The organism is Arthrobacter sp. R4, assembly GCF_051365025.1.
Lineage (GTDB): Bacteria > Actinomycetota > Actinomycetes > Actinomycetales > Micrococcaceae > Arthrobacter.
Genome location: NZ_JBLWIJ010000008.1, coordinates 258,751 through 273,173, shown reverse-complemented (window position 1 = coordinate 273,173; position 14,423 = coordinate 258,751). Strand labels below are relative to the sequence as shown.

At 64.2% G+C, this 14,423-nt stretch carries 15 protein-coding genes; 3 read left to right on the top strand and 12 right to left on the bottom strand.

What is annotated here, in order from left to right:
* Nucleotides 1-22: 22 nt before the first annotated feature.
* Nucleotides 23-1,003: an ester cyclase gene (locus ACLKOZ_RS05235; RefSeq protein ID WP_376044427.1), complete on the bottom strand. Its 981-nt coding sequence runs from the start codon at nucleotides 1,001-1,003 to the stop codon at nucleotides 23-25.
* 111 nt (nucleotides 1,004-1,114) lie between these two features.
* Nucleotides 1,115-2,110: a LacI family DNA-binding transcriptional regulator gene (locus ACLKOZ_RS05230; RefSeq protein ID WP_436473335.1), complete on the bottom strand. Its 996-nt coding sequence runs from the start codon at nucleotides 2,108-2,110 to the stop codon at nucleotides 1,115-1,117.
* A gap of 121 nt (nucleotides 2,111-2,231) precedes the next feature.
* On the opposite strand from ACLKOZ_RS05230, the gene hisD (ACLKOZ_RS05225) reads away from it, so the two are divergent.
* The 3 genes from hisD (ACLKOZ_RS05225) to ACLKOZ_RS05215 are packed head-to-tail and all read left to right on the top strand — an operon-like array spanning nucleotide 2,232 to nucleotide 5,079.
* Nucleotides 2,232-3,569, top strand: coding sequence for a histidinol dehydrogenase (hisD, locus tag ACLKOZ_RS05225; protein ID WP_436473333.1), 1,338 nt, complete (start codon nucleotides 2,232-2,234; stop codon nucleotides 3,567-3,569).
* Nucleotides 3,566-4,324: an SDR family NAD(P)-dependent oxidoreductase gene (locus ACLKOZ_RS05220; RefSeq protein WP_436473331.1), complete on the top strand. Its 759-nt coding sequence runs from the start codon at nucleotides 3,566-3,568 to the stop codon at nucleotides 4,322-4,324. The genes hisD (ACLKOZ_RS05225) and ACLKOZ_RS05220 overlap by 4 nt, the downstream gene beginning before the upstream one ends.
* A complete protein-coding gene (locus tag ACLKOZ_RS05215; protein ID WP_436473329.1) occupies nucleotides 4,321-5,079 on the top strand; it encodes an HpcH/HpaI aldolase family protein in 759 nt (252 codons plus the stop codon). Before ACLKOZ_RS05220 ends, ACLKOZ_RS05215 begins: the two co-directional genes overlap by 4 nt.
* A 96-nt stretch (nucleotides 5,080-5,175) precedes the next feature.
* Here the strand turns inward: ACLKOZ_RS05215 and ACLKOZ_RS05210 are convergent, their stop codons facing one another.
* From ACLKOZ_RS05210 to ACLKOZ_RS05165, 10 genes are all read right to left on the bottom strand, one after another.
* Complete coding sequence (locus ACLKOZ_RS05210) at nucleotides 5,176-5,898, bottom strand: alpha/beta fold hydrolase (protein ID WP_436473327.1); 723 nt, start codon at nucleotides 5,896-5,898, stop codon at nucleotides 5,176-5,178.
* Nucleotides 5,899-5,917: 19 nt separating this feature from the next.
* Nucleotides 5,918-6,805, bottom strand: a complete 888-nt coding sequence (locus ACLKOZ_RS05205) for a carbohydrate ABC transporter permease (protein WP_376044433.1) — start codon at nucleotides 6,803-6,805, stop codon at nucleotides 5,918-5,920.
* Nucleotides 6,802-7,674 (bottom strand): carbohydrate ABC transporter permease, encoded by an 873-nt coding sequence (locus ACLKOZ_RS05200; protein WP_436473324.1) that lies wholly within the window; start codon nucleotides 7,672-7,674, stop codon nucleotides 6,802-6,804. The genes ACLKOZ_RS05205 and ACLKOZ_RS05200 overlap by 4 nt, the downstream gene beginning before the upstream one ends.
* A 91-nt stretch (nucleotides 7,675-7,765) precedes the next feature.
* Entirely contained in the window at nucleotides 7,766-9,082 is a 1,317-nt protein-coding gene (locus ACLKOZ_RS05195; protein ID WP_436473322.1) for an ABC transporter substrate-binding protein, read from the bottom strand.
* 76 nt (nucleotides 9,083-9,158) lie between these two features.
* A complete protein-coding gene (gene hisD, locus ACLKOZ_RS05190; RefSeq protein ID WP_436473320.1) occupies nucleotides 9,159-10,511 on the bottom strand; it encodes a histidinol dehydrogenase in 1,353 nt (450 codons plus the stop codon).
* 81 nt (nucleotides 10,512-10,592) lie between these two features.
* A complete protein-coding gene (locus ACLKOZ_RS05185; RefSeq protein ID WP_436473318.1) occupies nucleotides 10,593-11,468 on the bottom strand; it encodes a carbon-nitrogen hydrolase family protein in 876 nt (291 codons plus the stop codon).
* A 125-nt stretch (nucleotides 11,469-11,593) separates the two neighbouring features.
* The gene (locus ACLKOZ_RS05180) at nucleotides 11,594-12,148 is read right to left on the bottom strand and encodes a cysteine hydrolase family protein (protein ID WP_436473316.1); all 555 of its coding nucleotides are present in this window, start codon (nucleotides 12,146-12,148) and stop codon (nucleotides 11,594-11,596) included.
* Nucleotides 12,149-12,207: 59 nt separating this feature from the next.
* A complete protein-coding gene (locus ACLKOZ_RS05175; protein WP_436473314.1) occupies nucleotides 12,208-12,645 on the bottom strand; it encodes an SRPBCC family protein in 438 nt (145 codons plus the stop codon).
* 26 nt (nucleotides 12,646-12,671) lie between these two features.
* The gene (locus ACLKOZ_RS05170) at nucleotides 12,672-13,676 is read right to left on the bottom strand and encodes a LacI family DNA-binding transcriptional regulator (RefSeq protein ID WP_436473312.1); all 1,005 of its coding nucleotides are present in this window, start codon (nucleotides 13,674-13,676) and stop codon (nucleotides 12,672-12,674) included.
* Between the two features lie 113 nt (nucleotides 13,677-13,789).
* The gene (locus ACLKOZ_RS05165; protein ID WP_337350698.1) at nucleotides 13,790-14,365 is read right to left on the bottom strand and encodes an HhH-GPD-type base excision DNA repair protein; all 576 of its coding nucleotides are present in this window, start codon (nucleotides 14,363-14,365) and stop codon (nucleotides 13,790-13,792) included.
* Nucleotides 14,366-14,423 lie beyond the last annotated feature (58 nt).

The following is a 14,423-nucleotide window of genomic DNA, read 5'->3' as shown; positions in this document are numbered from 1 at the left end:
CCTTCGGGGATGTCGAGCGGGGTCAGTAGATGTTGGCGGCCGGCTCAGGGCCGTCGCCGCGGGTGGCGTTGATCTGCGCCCGGATGGCGATGTCATCCCACAGCTTGACCTCGTTGACGATCCGACCGTTCTGGACGAGGAACTGCGAGATGCCCAGGACATCCACCGGCTTGCCGGTGACTGCGCCGTAACGGGCCTGGCCGATGTAGTCGCCTGTGAACTTCCACGTGACAGCAACTCGAAGGCCGCCATAACGCGGGTCGTTGTGCGTCTGGATGTCACGGACTTCGAACTGGCCGCCAGGGAAGGCATCAAGGAACCGCAGCAGCTGACGCCGGTAGCCTTCGGGGCGGATGATGAGGTCGTTGCCGACCGTGTGCAGAGTCAGGTCGCGAACGAAGAATTCGTCGACTTTCTTGAGGTCACGGTCGTTCCACACTTGCCCGATCATGGCAAGGACATTCTCGACCTCGTCACGGTAGTCGTCGGGCCTGGGACCTGAATCACCCACGGCGATGACGTCTGCCGGTGCGGATTCGGTGAACGATCCGGTGTAGCCACGGAAGGCTTTGGTCCGAGCAACCTCATCGGGGTCCAGGCCCTTGGACAGTGCATGGGCGAGTTCGTCACGGACCACCCACTCCTCGACCATCCGGCCCCGGCGGTACAGGCAGTTCGCGATTGTTCGGCCTACCACCTTGAAGCCGGCCTCCCCGGAAAGAACGAGGTGCGAGCTGAGGAAGGCGTCGTTGCCGCGGGCCTCCCAGATGACATCCCCCGCCTGGCCAATGTGGTCCGGTGCCTGCGAGATCCGCATCAGGCATCCTTCGATGACTTCCTGCCGCGTAGTGGACGTGCCGTAGGAGCCGTGGACGATGGAGTCGGGCTCGTAGTTGTCGCGGATGAAGCCGATCTGGCGCTCAACCCAGATGTAGTCGGTGACCTCGCGGATGAAGTCGTCAGGATCGTTGTAGGGCTTGTAGGCAGCGGGGTCGAGAGACACGCTTTTCACTCGCTTTCAGGAACGGAAGTTAGGTGGGGACAACAGCGAGTGTATGCGTATGCACAACATGCTGGCAACCCCTTTTGGCTGAACTTTTCAATCAGCGACGGGTCAGTGGATGCGTGCCAGCGTGTCGCGCATGACCAGCCGGGACTGGAAGGCGGACTCCTCAACAGGCCGGTCCGGCTTCTCTATCCGTTCGATGAGCAGGTCCGCCGCCCGGCGAACCATGGCATCGAGATCGTAGGAAATGGTGGTCAGCCGGATAATGGGCCAGGAAGCGGACGGCAGGTCGTCAAACCCTATGATCGACACGTCAGTGGGAACCTCTGCACCCGCGCTTCGCGCGGCATTGAGGGCGCCGAACGCCACCACATCGTTGCCGCAGACGATGGCGGTGGGCGGCTCCGGCATCTGCAGGAAACGCTCCGTGCCGGCCTGGCCGGTGGCCGTGTCGAACGGACCCCGATGAACGTAGGGTGCGGGAATGGAAATGCCATGCTGGGCGAGCGCCTCGCGCAGTGCAATCTCCCGGTTGATGGCAGTACTTGTGTTGGCCGGACCGAGGATTGCAGCAATCCGGCGGTGGCCGTGCTCGAAGAGGACCTCGGCGGCCTCGCCCATGCCCTGCGCGGGATCCACAACGGCCGCATCGGCCCGTACGGCCGCGGATGTCCGGTTGAAGTAGACGAACGGAAGCCCGCGGTCCCGCAGCCTGAGCGGCACCACGGAGTCGATCGTGGAGGTCGCCAGGATCACGCCATCGAGCCCGTTGGAGATCAGCCGCTCCGCGACGACGTCGTTATCCGCCGCCTCGGTATGCAACATGAGCTGGTAGCCGCGCGACTCCAGCTGGTGGAACGCGGGCGCAATGATATGCGGATAGAACTGGTTTTCGAGGTCCGTGAGCAGGAGGCCGACACGCCGCGTCCGCCCGCTGGACAGGGCCCGTCCGGCGTCGCTGGGAACGTAGCCCAGGCGTTCGGCGGCCCTGCGGACCCGCTCCTTGGTTGCCTCGGAGACGCGGGGATCATCCCTCAACGCCCGGGACACAGTTGGCTGCGAAACGCCTGCGAGCTGAGCGACATCACGGCTTGTGACAGTCATCTAGTTCTCCCTACGGTCTTCGGCGCTCCAGGCGCTGCAAGGTTCTATCGAATCAGACTATTGACCTCGGTGTTGGCCCGTTCCTATTATAGACATACGTATGCAACAACGAGGAGTAATTGTGGTCAAGTACCTGAAGCAAGCACCGTCCAAGTCCTTCGCAGACACAAGCCAGGCCGACGTGGCAGAGCGTGTGGGCCAGATCATCGCAGAAATCCGGTCCGACGGCGACGCTGCCGTCCGCAAATACGCCGAACTCTTCGACAAGCAGACCCTGGACTCATTCCGGCTCTCGGACCACCAGATCGAAGAGATCATGGGAACACTGGACCAGCAGGTCATCGAGGACATCGTTTTCGTCCAGGACCAGGTCCGCACCTTCGCCCAGGCGCAGCGGGACTCGATGCAGGACGTCGAGATCGAGACCCTCCCTGGTGTCTTCCTCGGTCACCGGCATGTTCCGGTGCAAGCCGCCGGTGCGTACATTCCGGGCGGCAAGTACCCCCTCACAGCTTCGGCCCACATGACCATCATCACCGCCAAAGTGGCCGGAGTCCCGCGGGTCGTGGCCTGCACGCCGCCGATCCGGGGAGAGATTCCGGCCGCGACGATCGCCGCCATGAAGCTGGCCGGGGCAGATGAGATCTACCTGCTGGGCGGCGTCCAGGCAGTCGCAGCAATGGCGCTCGGCACCGAGACGATCAACCGCGTGGACATGATTGCCGGTCCCGGCAACGCCTACGTCGCCGAGGCCAAGCGGCAGCTCTTCGGCGAGATCGGCATCGATCTCTTTGCCGGGCCCACGGAGGTCCTCATCGTCGCGGACGCCGACGCTGACCCGTTCATTGTCGCCGTCGACCTCCTCTCCCAGGCCGAGCACGGACCGGACTCGCCCGCGATCCTCGTGACCACCTCTGAAAAGGTGGCCCGCGAGGCGCTTGAGCACATTGAACGCATCCTGCCGGACATGCCCACCAAGGACTTCGCCGAACCGGCATGGCGGAACTGGGGCCAGGTCATCGTGGTCGACGACCTTGATGAGGCGTACAGTGTCGCGGATCAGTTCGCCGCCGAGCACGTCCAGATCTTCACCGCCGACCCCGCCCTTGCACTGACAAGGATGCACAACTACGGAGCCCTCTTCCTCGGCGAGAACACGTGCGTCTCCTACGGCGACAAGGTTATCGGCACCAACCACGTCCTCCCGACTCTCGGTGCGGCAAGGTACACCGGCGGCCTCTGGGTGGGGAAGTACCTCAAGACCGTGACCTACCAGACCATTGAGAATGCCGAATCATCCGCCGAGCTGGGCCGGGTCCTGGGCCGGGCAGCACGCGTTGAGCTTTTCGAGGGACATGCCCGTTCGGGCGACGTGCGGGCCTGGCGCCACAGCGGCGAACAGTTCGAGTGGATCGACCGCGCCCTAGCGGGCACCACCTCCGCCGGAGCGACCCTATGACATCCCTAACCGGCCGCACGGCGCTCGTCACCGGGGGCGGTACGGGGCTGGGCGCTGCCATTGCGCGGGCCCTTCACGACGCCGGCGCAGAGGTTGTGATCGCAGGCCGGCGCCCGGAGCCACTGCAGGAAGTCGCGGCCGCGCTCGGGAATGGCGCAACCTGGCGCACCGTGGATGTGGCCGATCCCGAGTCTGTCGGGCAGCTTGAAAAGAGCCTGTCCGGGACCGAAGTGTCGATCCTCGTCAACAACGCCGGAATCGCCGGACCAGTCGCACCGCTGACCGATATCTCGCCGGATGAATGGGACGAGGTCTTCAACGTCAACGTCCGAGGTACCTTCCTGATGTGCCGGGCCTTCCTGCCTGCCATGGTCAGCCGGGGCAGCGGAGACATCATCAATCTCGCCTCGGTATCAGGAAAGCGGCCCCTCATACGCCGGACACCCTACTGTGCTTCAAAGATGGCTGTGATCGGGCTCAGCTCAACCCTGGCCTTCGAAGTAGGACCGGCGGGAGTCAACGTCAACACCCTCTCGCCGGGGCCGGTGGACGGTCCCAGGATGGACCGCAATTTCCGCCTGGAGGCCGAAAGGACCGGCAAGACGTATGAGCAGGCTCAGGACGTCTTTGTCTCGCGCGCCGCCCTGGGCCGGATGGTAACTGAGGAAGAGGTCGGCGCGGCGGTGGTCGCGATGCTCGGGATGCCCGGCCTCTGCGGTGCCGACGTGGACCTGTCTGCAGGGATGGTGGCATGAAGCCGGAACGGCGTGCCCTGCGCACACGCGTCCTCGCGGGTGAGCGCGTCTGCGGGGTCCTCCTCCGCATGCCCTCGGAGGAACTCGTGGAAATGCTCGCCGTGGCGGGGTTCGACTTCATTCTGATCGACTGTGAGCACGGGCCGGCAGATGTGGGGGCCCTGCGCCAGCACATTGCTGCCGCAGCCATGCACGGCGCCGATGTACTGGTGCGCGTCGGGGAGGGTGAGGACGCCCTGATTCTGCGGGCACTGGACAGTGGAGCTGCCGGGGTGGTTATGCCGCACCTGGACAGTGCGGAGCAGGCTCGGAACGTCGTCGCCGCTGCCCACTATCCCCCGCGCGGGCGGCGCGGCTTCGCGACCTATGGGCGGGCTGGGTCCTATGGTGCCGTCAGCGGCCCGGACCATAAGGCGCGTCTGGCCGAGGAAACACTGGTGATCGGCATGATTGAGTCCCCGCTCGCCGTATCGGCGGTGGACAAGATCGTGGCTGTTGATGGATTGGACGGGCTGCTGCTCGGAGCCGCCGACCTGGCAGCGTCCAGCGGCCCCGGGGACCTGTCAGTGCCGGAATCGCGGGCGCGCGTCAACGCGGCACTGGCCTCGGCCGGATCGCTAAGGCTGGACCTGGTGGGCGATGCCGAGGCTGCTGCCGCTTCTTATGCCGATGGCGCCCAGATGGTGGCGTACAACCTTACCCAGGCGCTCATGGCGCAGTTTGCGGCGCTTCTGAAGCCGCGCCCCCTCCCCTGATCCTGAACGGGCCCATAACAGAACCGGCCATCCTCATCCGATGCTTCGCGCAGGGAGGGGATGGCCGGTTCCTTGGTTTCGTGCCGCAACGCGTTGCTAGGCGTTCAGCCAGGACCTGAGGAGCCGGCCCACTTCCTCCGGGCGTTCCATGGGTGAAAGATGGCCGGCGTTGACCGAGGCCAGGCGCGCCCCAGGTACCGCCGCCGCAATGTCCTGGTGGAAGCGCGGTGGGCAGATTGCGTCGGCCGTGCCCGAAACGACGAGCAACGGTATGCGGAGCTCCGGGAGCGAGGCAAGCTCATTCCCCCTCGTTGCCTGCATGCGTAGCTGGGCATCCAACCGGGCGGCGCCGGTGTCCTCGCCCATTTGCAGGACACGCTCTGCGAGTCCCGGGTCCCGGTCCCGCGCCGGAGCGCTCAGGAGCGCGTAAAGGATGTCGCCTTGAAGGTCTCGCGGGGTTTCGCCGTCCGCGAGGCGGTCGCGCCAGGTGCGCCAGCCGTCGCGTTGACGCTGCGTTGGAGCCTGCGCGTTGGTGGACATGAGGCAAAGGCGGACCACCCGTTCCGGGGCTTGGCGGCACAGCGCCATGCCAACGATCCCGCCGAGGGAGAGCCCGGCCAGCGCGAAGCGCTCGGGGAGTATGTCCAGCAGGGCCTCGACCTGGGCATCCATGCCCGGTTCATCAAGGGTCGGCGTGATGGATCCCTCGAGCCCGCAGCCGGACCACAAATCGTCGGTGCAGTTCATGCCGGCGAGCAGGACAAGGGGGACGCGGAAGTCCGCCGTCGTTGACGGCGGACCCGCGGTGGAAGACTCCATCGTTTTTCTTCGACCCCGCTCAGCCCTTGACGGAGCCGTCGCTCAGGCCGGCCACCAGGTATTTCTGGGCGACGAAGGAGATGGCGATGACTGGCAGCGTGAGCAGCATGGCCGCCGCCCCTGCCTGTTGGAGCATGGGCAAGGTTTGCCCCAGCTGCGTGGTGATGAACACGGGCACAGTCTTTGAGGACGTGTCGGTGAGTACGAGCGCCGTGAGGTACTCCTGGAAGGCGAAGAGGAAGACAAAAATCCCCGCCGTCAGGATGCCGGGCCGCATGAGCGGAATCATGACCCGGCGGAGCGTGCCCAGCCGGGTGCAGCCATCGATCATGGCCGCTTCGTCGAGTTCCTTCGGGATCTCGGCGAAAAAGTTTCGCAGGAGCCAGATGCTGAAGGGCTGGTTGATCGCCACGAGGGCAGCAGCCAAGGCGAACGTCGTGTCATAGATTCCCAGCGACCTGCTGATCTCGTACATGGGCAATACGACGGAGAAGCGCGGAAGCGACCGGAAGATCAGCGCCAGCAGCAGCAGGATGGCCGAAACATATCCCGGGAAGCGCGAGAGTGCGTACGCCGCAGGGATGCCCAGCACCAGTGCCACGATGGTGGAGATCACTGCCACAACGATGGTGTTAATGAGGTACTGGGCGAAATAGGTAGTTTCCCAGAGATTTTGGAAGGCCTCCAACGTTGGCGTGTAGCCGGTGAGGACTGGAGGGTTGGCGAAAGCGACGTCTGTTGGCTTGGTGACCGAGAGCGCCGTCCAGATGAACGGTGCAAGCATGATGACGGCCGTCAGGATGAGCAGGACCGCAGAAATGCGGCTGGCCGCCGGACGCCGTCGTCGTGCCGTAGGGGGCGCCTTGATGACGTTTCCGGTGGGGGCCTTGATGGTGTCGGCGATCATGCTTTGGCTTTCGCTTCCTTGAGGAGTCCCCGGATAAACGGGAACAGGCAAATCAGGATGAGGAGGATGGAGAGCACATTGATCGCGCTGCCGAGGCCGAGCTGCGCCGACCCGTCGCGGAACGCCGTGTCAAAGACGTAGAGCATGATCGACTCATTGCCGATGGCGTCCGCCTGCGGAGAGAGCGGGATGAGATTGTCAAAGGTGCGCAGCACATCCATGATCGTGATGAGGCAAACGAAGCCCAGGATGCCCCGGATAGTGGGGATGATGACATAGAAGTGTGTCTTTCCCGTTGACGCACCGTCGATCGTGGCCGCCTCGCGCAACTCCTTGGGCACGCCCTGCAGGCCGGCCAGGATCATGAGCATGGAAAATGGCAGCAGGTGCCAGACAGTGTGTGCCATGACCATGACGCGGTTGGGCCAGGTGTCGGTGAACCAGAGGATGTTCTGGCCGGTGAGTGCCTGGATGATGTAGTTCACGACGCCGCCGAAGTTCTGGTCGAAGAGCCACGAGAACGAGACAGCACCGACGATGTTCGGCAGCACATAGGCAACGAGCATTGCACCGAGGATGTAGGGCCGGAGCTTTCCGAGGCCGTTCATCCCGGTGGCAATCAGGTATCCCAGCACGAGGATGGTTGCAGTCACGATGACCGTCAGGAGCAGGGTGAAAAGCACTGCACGGCCGAAACGCGCATCGGTCAGCGCTTGGGTGTAGTTGGACAGCCCGATGAAATCTCCAGGGGATCCGTACTCCACCTTTTGGAAGCTCCACTGGATGGTGCGGACCAACGGGACCACCAGGAGGCCCAACATCACGAGCAGGCTGGGGCCTATCAGTAGCGAGAACTCGCGTCTTCGCATCGCTCATTTCCTCTCGATTGTGTCGAGTATGTCGCGGTGTCAGGCCGCAGCCGGTGGAGTGTCTCAGCACTCCACCGGCTACGGCACGCCGTCAACTGCCCGCTATTGCTTTTTCCGCAAGGCTCTGCATTTGCTGCATGCCCGCTTCGATGTCCAGCTGGCCAGTAATGACCTGGACCAGGACGGGCCGGATGGCGTTGGTGACCGGAGCTCCTGACGGGTGGCCCGGCGTCGGCATGGTCTTGCCGATGGTTGCGTTCGCGGCCGCCGCGTACTTCGAGCTGTCCTCGCTCACCATGCCTTCCCGCGCAGGGTAGGCCGCCGGAACGGACGCCTTGGAGGCGTCCTCGCTGACCGAAGCCGCCATCATCTGGAAGAGCATGTCCTTGTCCAGCTTGGTGTTCTTCGGAATGGACCAGCCATCCACTGAAAGCCGGCTGTAAAGATGCGGCGAGCTCGCTTCAAGGGCAGGCGGGGCCGCGAAGGCGAACTGGTCCGCGAGCTTGGTGTTGGCTGGAAGCGTGAGGTCGTTCATGCGGCCGGAGAACATGATGGCCATTGCGGCCGTACCGTTGAACATCTGCTGCTGGACCTTCGGCTGGTCGAATGTGGTGACCTGCGGATCCATGTAGGGCAGGAGCGACTTCATTGCCTCGAGCGCCTTCCGCGACTCACCGGAGGTGAACTGCGGCTTCCCGGACGAATCCAGGAAGTCCTTTCCGTTGGAGTTCATCGCTGCCTGGTAGTTCGTGGAGATATCGGCGGTTGCATTCAAGGGCAGGGCAATGGGGAATTTGATCTCTCCCTTGGCCTGGATGGCCTTGGCGGCATCAATCATCTCTGCGAAGGAAGTGGGCGGCTTGAGTCCCAGGGAGTCGAAGACATCCTTCCGGTAGGCCATCACGTACATCTGGGCCTGCATGGGCAGCCCATAGAGCTTGCCGTTGTAGGACATCGCCGAGCGCATTTCTTCGCTGATTGCGTCGAGCTTGTACTTGTCGGAGTATTTGGCGACGTAGTCATCGAGTGGAAGGATGTCGCCTTTGGCTGCGAAGCCGGGAACAACAAAGCCGTAGGTCTCAAGAATGTCGTAGCTGCCCGTCTCCCCCGCGAGGGTGGCCGTCGTCTTGGTGACCTGGCCGCCGAAGTCGATGGGATCGTGCTTGAGCGTGACCTTCTCGCGGGTGCAACTCTTGACCATCGTGTTCGTGAATGGATCGATCGCCGACGAGTTGTAGGCGAGGACGTTCACCGTCGTGTCCGCGGCGGGCATCGTGTAGTCGCATTCTACGGCCGTCGCGGCCTGGTCTCCGGTGCGCGAACCCGCACCACAGGCAGTGACTCCGGCGAGGCTTGCCGTTACGGCCAGCGCCGCTAGGCCCGTCCGGAGGTGTTTGTGGAATCGCATGATGTTTCCTCTCCTAATGCTGTTTTGGCGGTGGTGGGGCAACTTTGGCCCACCCGATATTTATACGTATGTACTCTCAAGGTGCTGTCACGAGGCCGCCCGAATCAAGCGCGCGGATCAGGTCCAAGCGAAGCTGGGCACTGTCACGATGGGCTGGCATCTGCTCAAAATCGGCGATGGTCACCACGGGTCCGGCTTGTGCCGCAGTGGACTCGCGGGTTGCCCGCTGGTACGTGAGCTGTTTGAGGAACCGCGCCACCGAAAGGCCTTCGGTATAGCGTGCGCCGCGGCCAGTAGGCAGGACGTGGTTGGTGCCGGACATACCCTTGTCAGCGTAGGCAACGGTGGACCACTCACCAAGGAACAAGGACCCATAGTTCCTCAGGTTTTCAAGGTAGTAGTCGGGGTCCGCCGTCAGGATTTCCAGGTGTTCGGGGGCAAGGGTATCCATGATTTCGACGGCGGTCCGGGGCGAGTCTGCAACGTAGATCGAGCCCCAGTCGCGCCACGCGGCACCCGCGATCTCGCCGGTAGCGAGTCCCCGGAGCTGCCGTTCAATCTCGAGCTCAACCTCCGCCGCCAGCCGGTGCGATGTCGTCACCAGGCATGCCGGGGAGGTGGGCCCGTGCTCGGCCTGCGCCAGCAGGTCCGCGGCAACCATCGCCGCGCTGGCCGTGTCATCGGCGATGACCGCCACCTCCGAAGGACCGGCCAGGACATCAATCCCTACGGTGCCGTACAACTGGCGTTTGGCCTCGGCCACAAAGGCGTTGCCGGCGCCGACGATCATATCCGCCGGGCTGGCGTCGAGGAGTCCGAAGGCCATTGCGGCAAGTGCCTGCACGCCGCCCAAAGCGAAGATTCGCTCAGCTCCGGACACCCGTGCCGAGTAGAGGACTGCCGGGTGGACCTGGCCGTTTTTGGAAGGTGGCGTGCAGGAGACGATGTTTGGCACGCCGGCCGCCCGGGCAACACCAACAGTCATAAAGGCGCTTGCGAGCAGGGGGAACCTGCCCGCGGGCAGGTAGGCGCCCACCGTGCCGACCGGGACATACTTCTGGCCGCAGACGACGCCCGGAATGACTTCATCCTCGAAGTCAGTCAGCCTCGCCCGCTGCATCCGGGCGAAGCGCTGCGTGCGCTCCGCGCCGGCGTCGAGCGCTTCCCGCAGGTCGGCGGGAAGGTCGGCGGTGAGCCTGTCGGCGTCGGCGGGCGAAATTTCAAAGGCGGTACCGCCCTTCCAGCCATCGAGCCGCTCGGCGTAGTCGCGCACTGCCTCGATACCCTTTGCCTCGATTGTCGAGAGCATCTCGGAGACCGTGGAGATCACCTTGGGATCGGACTGCGCGGCCACATCGGGACGGTTTGGTTCGCGGACGACGGTCACTGCGCCAGAGAGGCGTGATTTATCTGCATAAGTGAGGTGCATACGTATACAGTAATGATCTGAAGGGGATGTGACAAGAGGCACACTGTCACGGAAGCAGCATTCCCGCGCTGGCCGCCCGGCTCAGGTACGCTGCGCGGGCTGCCACGTTGCGGGACTAATCCGTCCACCGTAGACCGGCAGTTGGATGTCCGGCTCACCGGGCCGGAACTGGGACCACATGCGGGTCACTCCGGCTGTGCCGTTGGCCCGCACGCGGTCGACCGCCCCCAGGTCAAGGTTTGCTGCCAGCGTGGTTGCGGCCGCATCGGGGGCCTCAACGATGACGGCACCCTCGGGGTCCACAATGATGCTGCGGCCTTCCCCAGTGGGTCCGCCGCAGTTGACGCTCACCACAAAGACCTGGTTCACAATGGCGTTCGCCCGCGCAAGGACGAGCTCGAGTGCTCGGTCCGGCGTGGTGGTCTTGACGACGTTGAGGATGACGTCGGCGCCCATCCAGGCGAGTTGGCGGGTGGCTTCCGGGAACCAGGCGTCGTAGCAGATGTTCAGTCCCACCCTGCCGACACCGCCGAGATCGACGACGACGAAATGGTCGCCGGGGTCGTAGGGCTCGTGCGGGCGCCACGGGAAGATCTTCCGGTAGCTTCCCGCGAGTTCGCCTGTGGGTGACAGCACCACCTGGGTGTTGAACAGCTCACCGTTCGGGCCAGCCTCGCACAGGCTTCCCGGAACGAGCCAGACGCCGAGGCTGCGCGCCAGCTCCGCCAGTCCTTGCATGCGGGGTCCGCTCAGTGGTTCGGCCGCGGCGCGAAGGGCCTCGGTCCGATGCCGGTCGGGAGAACCGTCGCCGAAGAGGTGGAGTTCGGGGAACACCAGGAGCTTGGCGCCGGGATGGCTCTCCAAGGCTTTGGCGGCCTCCTCGGCAAAAGCCTCCGGCGGAGCTCCGATGAGCTGCGGCGGAGCCTGCACGGCGACGAGAGGAAGGTTTCGTTGCATGGGGGAACCTCGATTCAGATCCTGCATGGGCTCAACGGATCATCCTTGATCCGCTGAGGGGTGTGGCAAGGGCGGGCGCAAGGTCCAACAGCGACGGGTGGACGCTTGTTGGCGCTGACGAAAGTCTAAGGGGCACCGAGACGCTTCAGGATCTCCGCATTGGACTGCACCCGTTGGCGGTACTCATCAGAGAGGATGCGCAGCATGTCAGTGGCGGCCCGGGTGTTCTCTGATCCCGTGGCATCTTCGGCGTACGTGACGCGGATGTTCCGGGCGAAGGCGTCCGCCCCCGTCTGCGCGATGCAGTTGTGGGTTGACACTCCGGCCAGAACTACCTCGTCCACGCCCCAGTTCCGGAGCCGGGAGAGGAGGTCCGTGCCGATAAACGCGCTGTCGCGGGTCTTCACCAGTTGCGGCAGGCCGTCAATCGCCAGCCCAGGCACGAACCGGGCCTGTTCACTGCCGCGGAAGATGAACCCTTGGTCGTCGTCGAGCATGTTCAGTGACCATGTGGATTTGTCCCGCTCGTGTTCGGTGCCGACCAGCAGGGCCTTGTGTCCGTTGGATGCGAAGGCTTCCACGAGTTCGTTGCAGGCCGCCACCAGGTCTTTTTGTTGGGCGGCGAGCGCCGGGTCTTCAAAGTAGGCGTTCTGCATATCGATCACCAGCAGAGCAATCATGGATCCACCCTTTCGGCTCCGGAAGAGGTGCTGCCAAGGTTACCTGAGAGAACGAACCCTCAGTGGGCTTCCAGCAGCGACTTCAGCCGGGCCAGGTCCTTGCGCATGGCGCGACGCATCATGGGCGCCATGACCAGCCCGGCCAGCTTCGGGAAGCCGGCGGGGTTACCTGTATTGCGCAGCGTCATCCGGGTGCCTCCCTGACCGGCATCCTGCCAGGTGTAGCTGGTTTGCATCGGGAACGGACCCTGGGCTGTGCGCATGGTCAGCGAGGATCCCGGCGCCAGTTCCGTGAATTCGTACGTGTACTCAAGGGTGCGTCCCAGGAATTCGGCCACAAACGCCAGCCGGGAACCCACACCGAGCGGGGGCGCCGTTTCCCAGCGCACGGACTTGATGTTGCTGTACCACTCCGGCGCATTGGTCGGATCCGCCGCGTACCCGGCCACCTCCGCGCGCGGCCTGTTGATCACTGTTTCAGTCCGGACATCAATCATGGTTTTCCCTTTCGCGCCTGTCCGGTTTACGGTGCGGATTCCCGGACTTTCAGCACAAAGCCGGCTTCGATATGCACTCCGACGTCCGCCGTTTCCAGCCCTTCGATCCGGTCAATCAGAAGTCCGATGGACCGCTCGGCAATCTCATCCATGCCCGGCGACACCGTGGTGAGTGACGGCGACGCGAATCGTGCCTCGTCGATGTCGTCAAAGCCCGCAACGGCAACATCCTCCGGGACCTTCACACCGCGGACCAGCAGTTCGTGCATGGCACCGAGCGCGATGGCATCGTTAAGACCGAACACCGCGTCAAAGGAAACACCGCGATCCAGCAAGCCTGCAACGGCCGCCGCCCCCGCATCGCGCCGCCATTCGCCGGGCGCCACCAGCGCAGGGTCAAAGCCCACGCCGGCAGCTTCCAAAGCTTTGCGGTAACCACGCAGGCGCAGGCCCGCGCCACCGGCCGATTCCTCCGGATGGGCACCCATCACCGCAATCCGACGGCGGCCTGCCGCCAGCAGGTGGGCCGTGACCGCCTGCGCAGCTTCCGCGTTCTTCATCGTGACAAGGTCCAGGCGGGGATCCATGATGTGCTCCCCCAGCAGCACCACCGGTTTCTTGCCGCGGAAGGAGGCTACGGCGTCGGCATCCATCGCCAGCGGCGTAAAGAGAAGGCCGTCGGTCAGTTGGCGGAAGGCCCCCTGCAGGGCCGTCCGCTCGTTTTCGGCCGCGGCTCCGGACTGCTCTATCAGTACCCGGTAGCCTCGACCGGAGGCTACCGTCATCAGCCGGGACGCCAGTTCCGCGTAGTACGGCGCGGACAAGTCCGACAGGACCAGGCCCAGCATGCGCGTCTTGCCCGAGCGGAGGCTCCGCGCGGTCAGGTTTGCCTCGTAGCCGAGTTCCGCGATGGCATCGTGGACCCGTTGCTTAGTGGCCGGCCGGATGAACTCATAGTCGTTGAGCACATTCGATACCGTTTTCAGCGATACACCCGCGGCGCGCGCAACGTCGTTCATGGTGACTGCCATCGGTGCTTCATTCTCCTTGCGATCTGTTTCCGTACATCGTTGCAGATATTGTCGCAACCGGAACAACCCGCCGTCGTCAGGGCATCCGCCGTTTGACCGGCCAGGGGGAGGGATCAGCCTTTGGCAGCCTTGGCGGCAGCTTTTGCCGCCTGCTTCGAAGCCCGCACCTTGGCGAGCGAGTCAGGGTCCACGATGTCCGCGACGGAGAGGAACGCGTCCTCCTGGCCGTAGTGGCCGGCGGCTTCACGCCAGCCGGGAGCTTGCAGTCCGCGTTGCTTGCCCAGGAGCGCCAGGAAGATTTTTGCCTTCTGCTCCCCGAAGCCCGGTAATTCCTGAAGCCGGCGCAGGACTTCCTTGCCATCGGGCTCGCCCTTGGTCCAGATCAGCGTGGCATCACCGTCCCAGTCGCGCTGCACGGTCTCGGCGAGGGCCTGGACGCGCCCCGCCATGGAGCCGGGGAACCGGTGCACTGCCGGCCGCTCTTTGAACACCTCCACAAAGGCCTGCGGTTCATAGGCGGCAACGGCGGCCGGCGCGATCGAACCGATGCGGGCCCGGATCTTTTCCGGGCCCGCAAAGGCGGATTCCATGGTCACCTGCTGGTCCAGCAGCATGCCGGTCAGGAGCGCAAACGCGTCGTCGCTCAGGAGTTTGTCGGCAGCCGGGTCACCGGTGATGTGGAGTTCCATGGCCCTTATCTTTCCACCAACCCACCGCCCCCGTCATGGCCAGGGAAGGCGGGGCGGC

Excerpts from the sequence above, each read along its gene's own strand:
- ACLKOZ_RS05200 (WP_436473324.1), bottom strand. The coding sequence starts at position 7,674 with ATGCGAAGACGCGAGTTCTCGCTACTGATAGGCCCCAGCCTGCTCGTG.
- ACLKOZ_RS05170 (WP_436473312.1), bottom strand. The coding sequence starts at position 13,676 with ATGGCAGTCACCATGAACGACGTTGCGCGCGCCGCGGGTGTATCGCTG.
- ACLKOZ_RS05230 (WP_436473335.1), bottom strand. The coding sequence starts at position 2,110 with ATGACTGTCACAAGCCGTGATGTCGCTCAGCTCGCAGGCGTTTCGCAG.
- ACLKOZ_RS05215 (WP_436473329.1), top strand. The coding sequence starts at position 4,321 with ATGAAGCCGGAACGGCGTGCCCTGCGCACACGCGTCCTCGCGGGTGAG.
- ACLKOZ_RS05175 (WP_436473314.1), bottom strand. The coding sequence starts at position 12,645 with ATGATTGATGTCCGGACTGAAACAGTGATCAACAGGCCGCGCGCGGAG.
- ACLKOZ_RS05185 (WP_436473318.1), bottom strand. The coding sequence starts at position 11,468 with ATGCAACGAAACCTTCCTCTCGTCGCCGTGCAGGCTCCGCCGCAGCTC.
- ACLKOZ_RS05165 (WP_337350698.1), bottom strand. The coding sequence starts at position 14,365 with ATGGAACTCCACATCACCGGTGACCCGGCTGCCGACAAACTCCTGAGC.
- ACLKOZ_RS05195 (WP_436473322.1), bottom strand. The coding sequence starts at position 9,082 with ATGCGATTCCACAAACACCTCCGGACGGGCCTAGCGGCGCTGGCCGTA.
- ACLKOZ_RS05210 (WP_436473327.1), bottom strand. The coding sequence starts at position 5,898 with ATGGAGTCTTCCACCGCGGGTCCGCCGTCAACGACGGCGGACTTCCGC.
- ACLKOZ_RS05220 (WP_436473331.1), top strand. The coding sequence starts at position 3,566 with ATGACATCCCTAACCGGCCGCACGGCGCTCGTCACCGGGGGCGGTACG.
- ACLKOZ_RS05180 (WP_436473316.1), bottom strand. The coding sequence starts at position 12,148 with ATGATTGCTCTGCTGGTGATCGATATGCAGAACGCCTACTTTGAAGAC.
- ACLKOZ_RS05205 (WP_376044433.1), bottom strand. The coding sequence starts at position 6,805 with ATGATCGCCGACACCATCAAGGCCCCCACCGGAAACGTCATCAAGGCG.
- hisD (WP_436473320.1), bottom strand. The coding sequence starts at position 10,511 with ATGCACCTCACTTATGCAGATAAATCACGCCTCTCTGGCGCAGTGACC.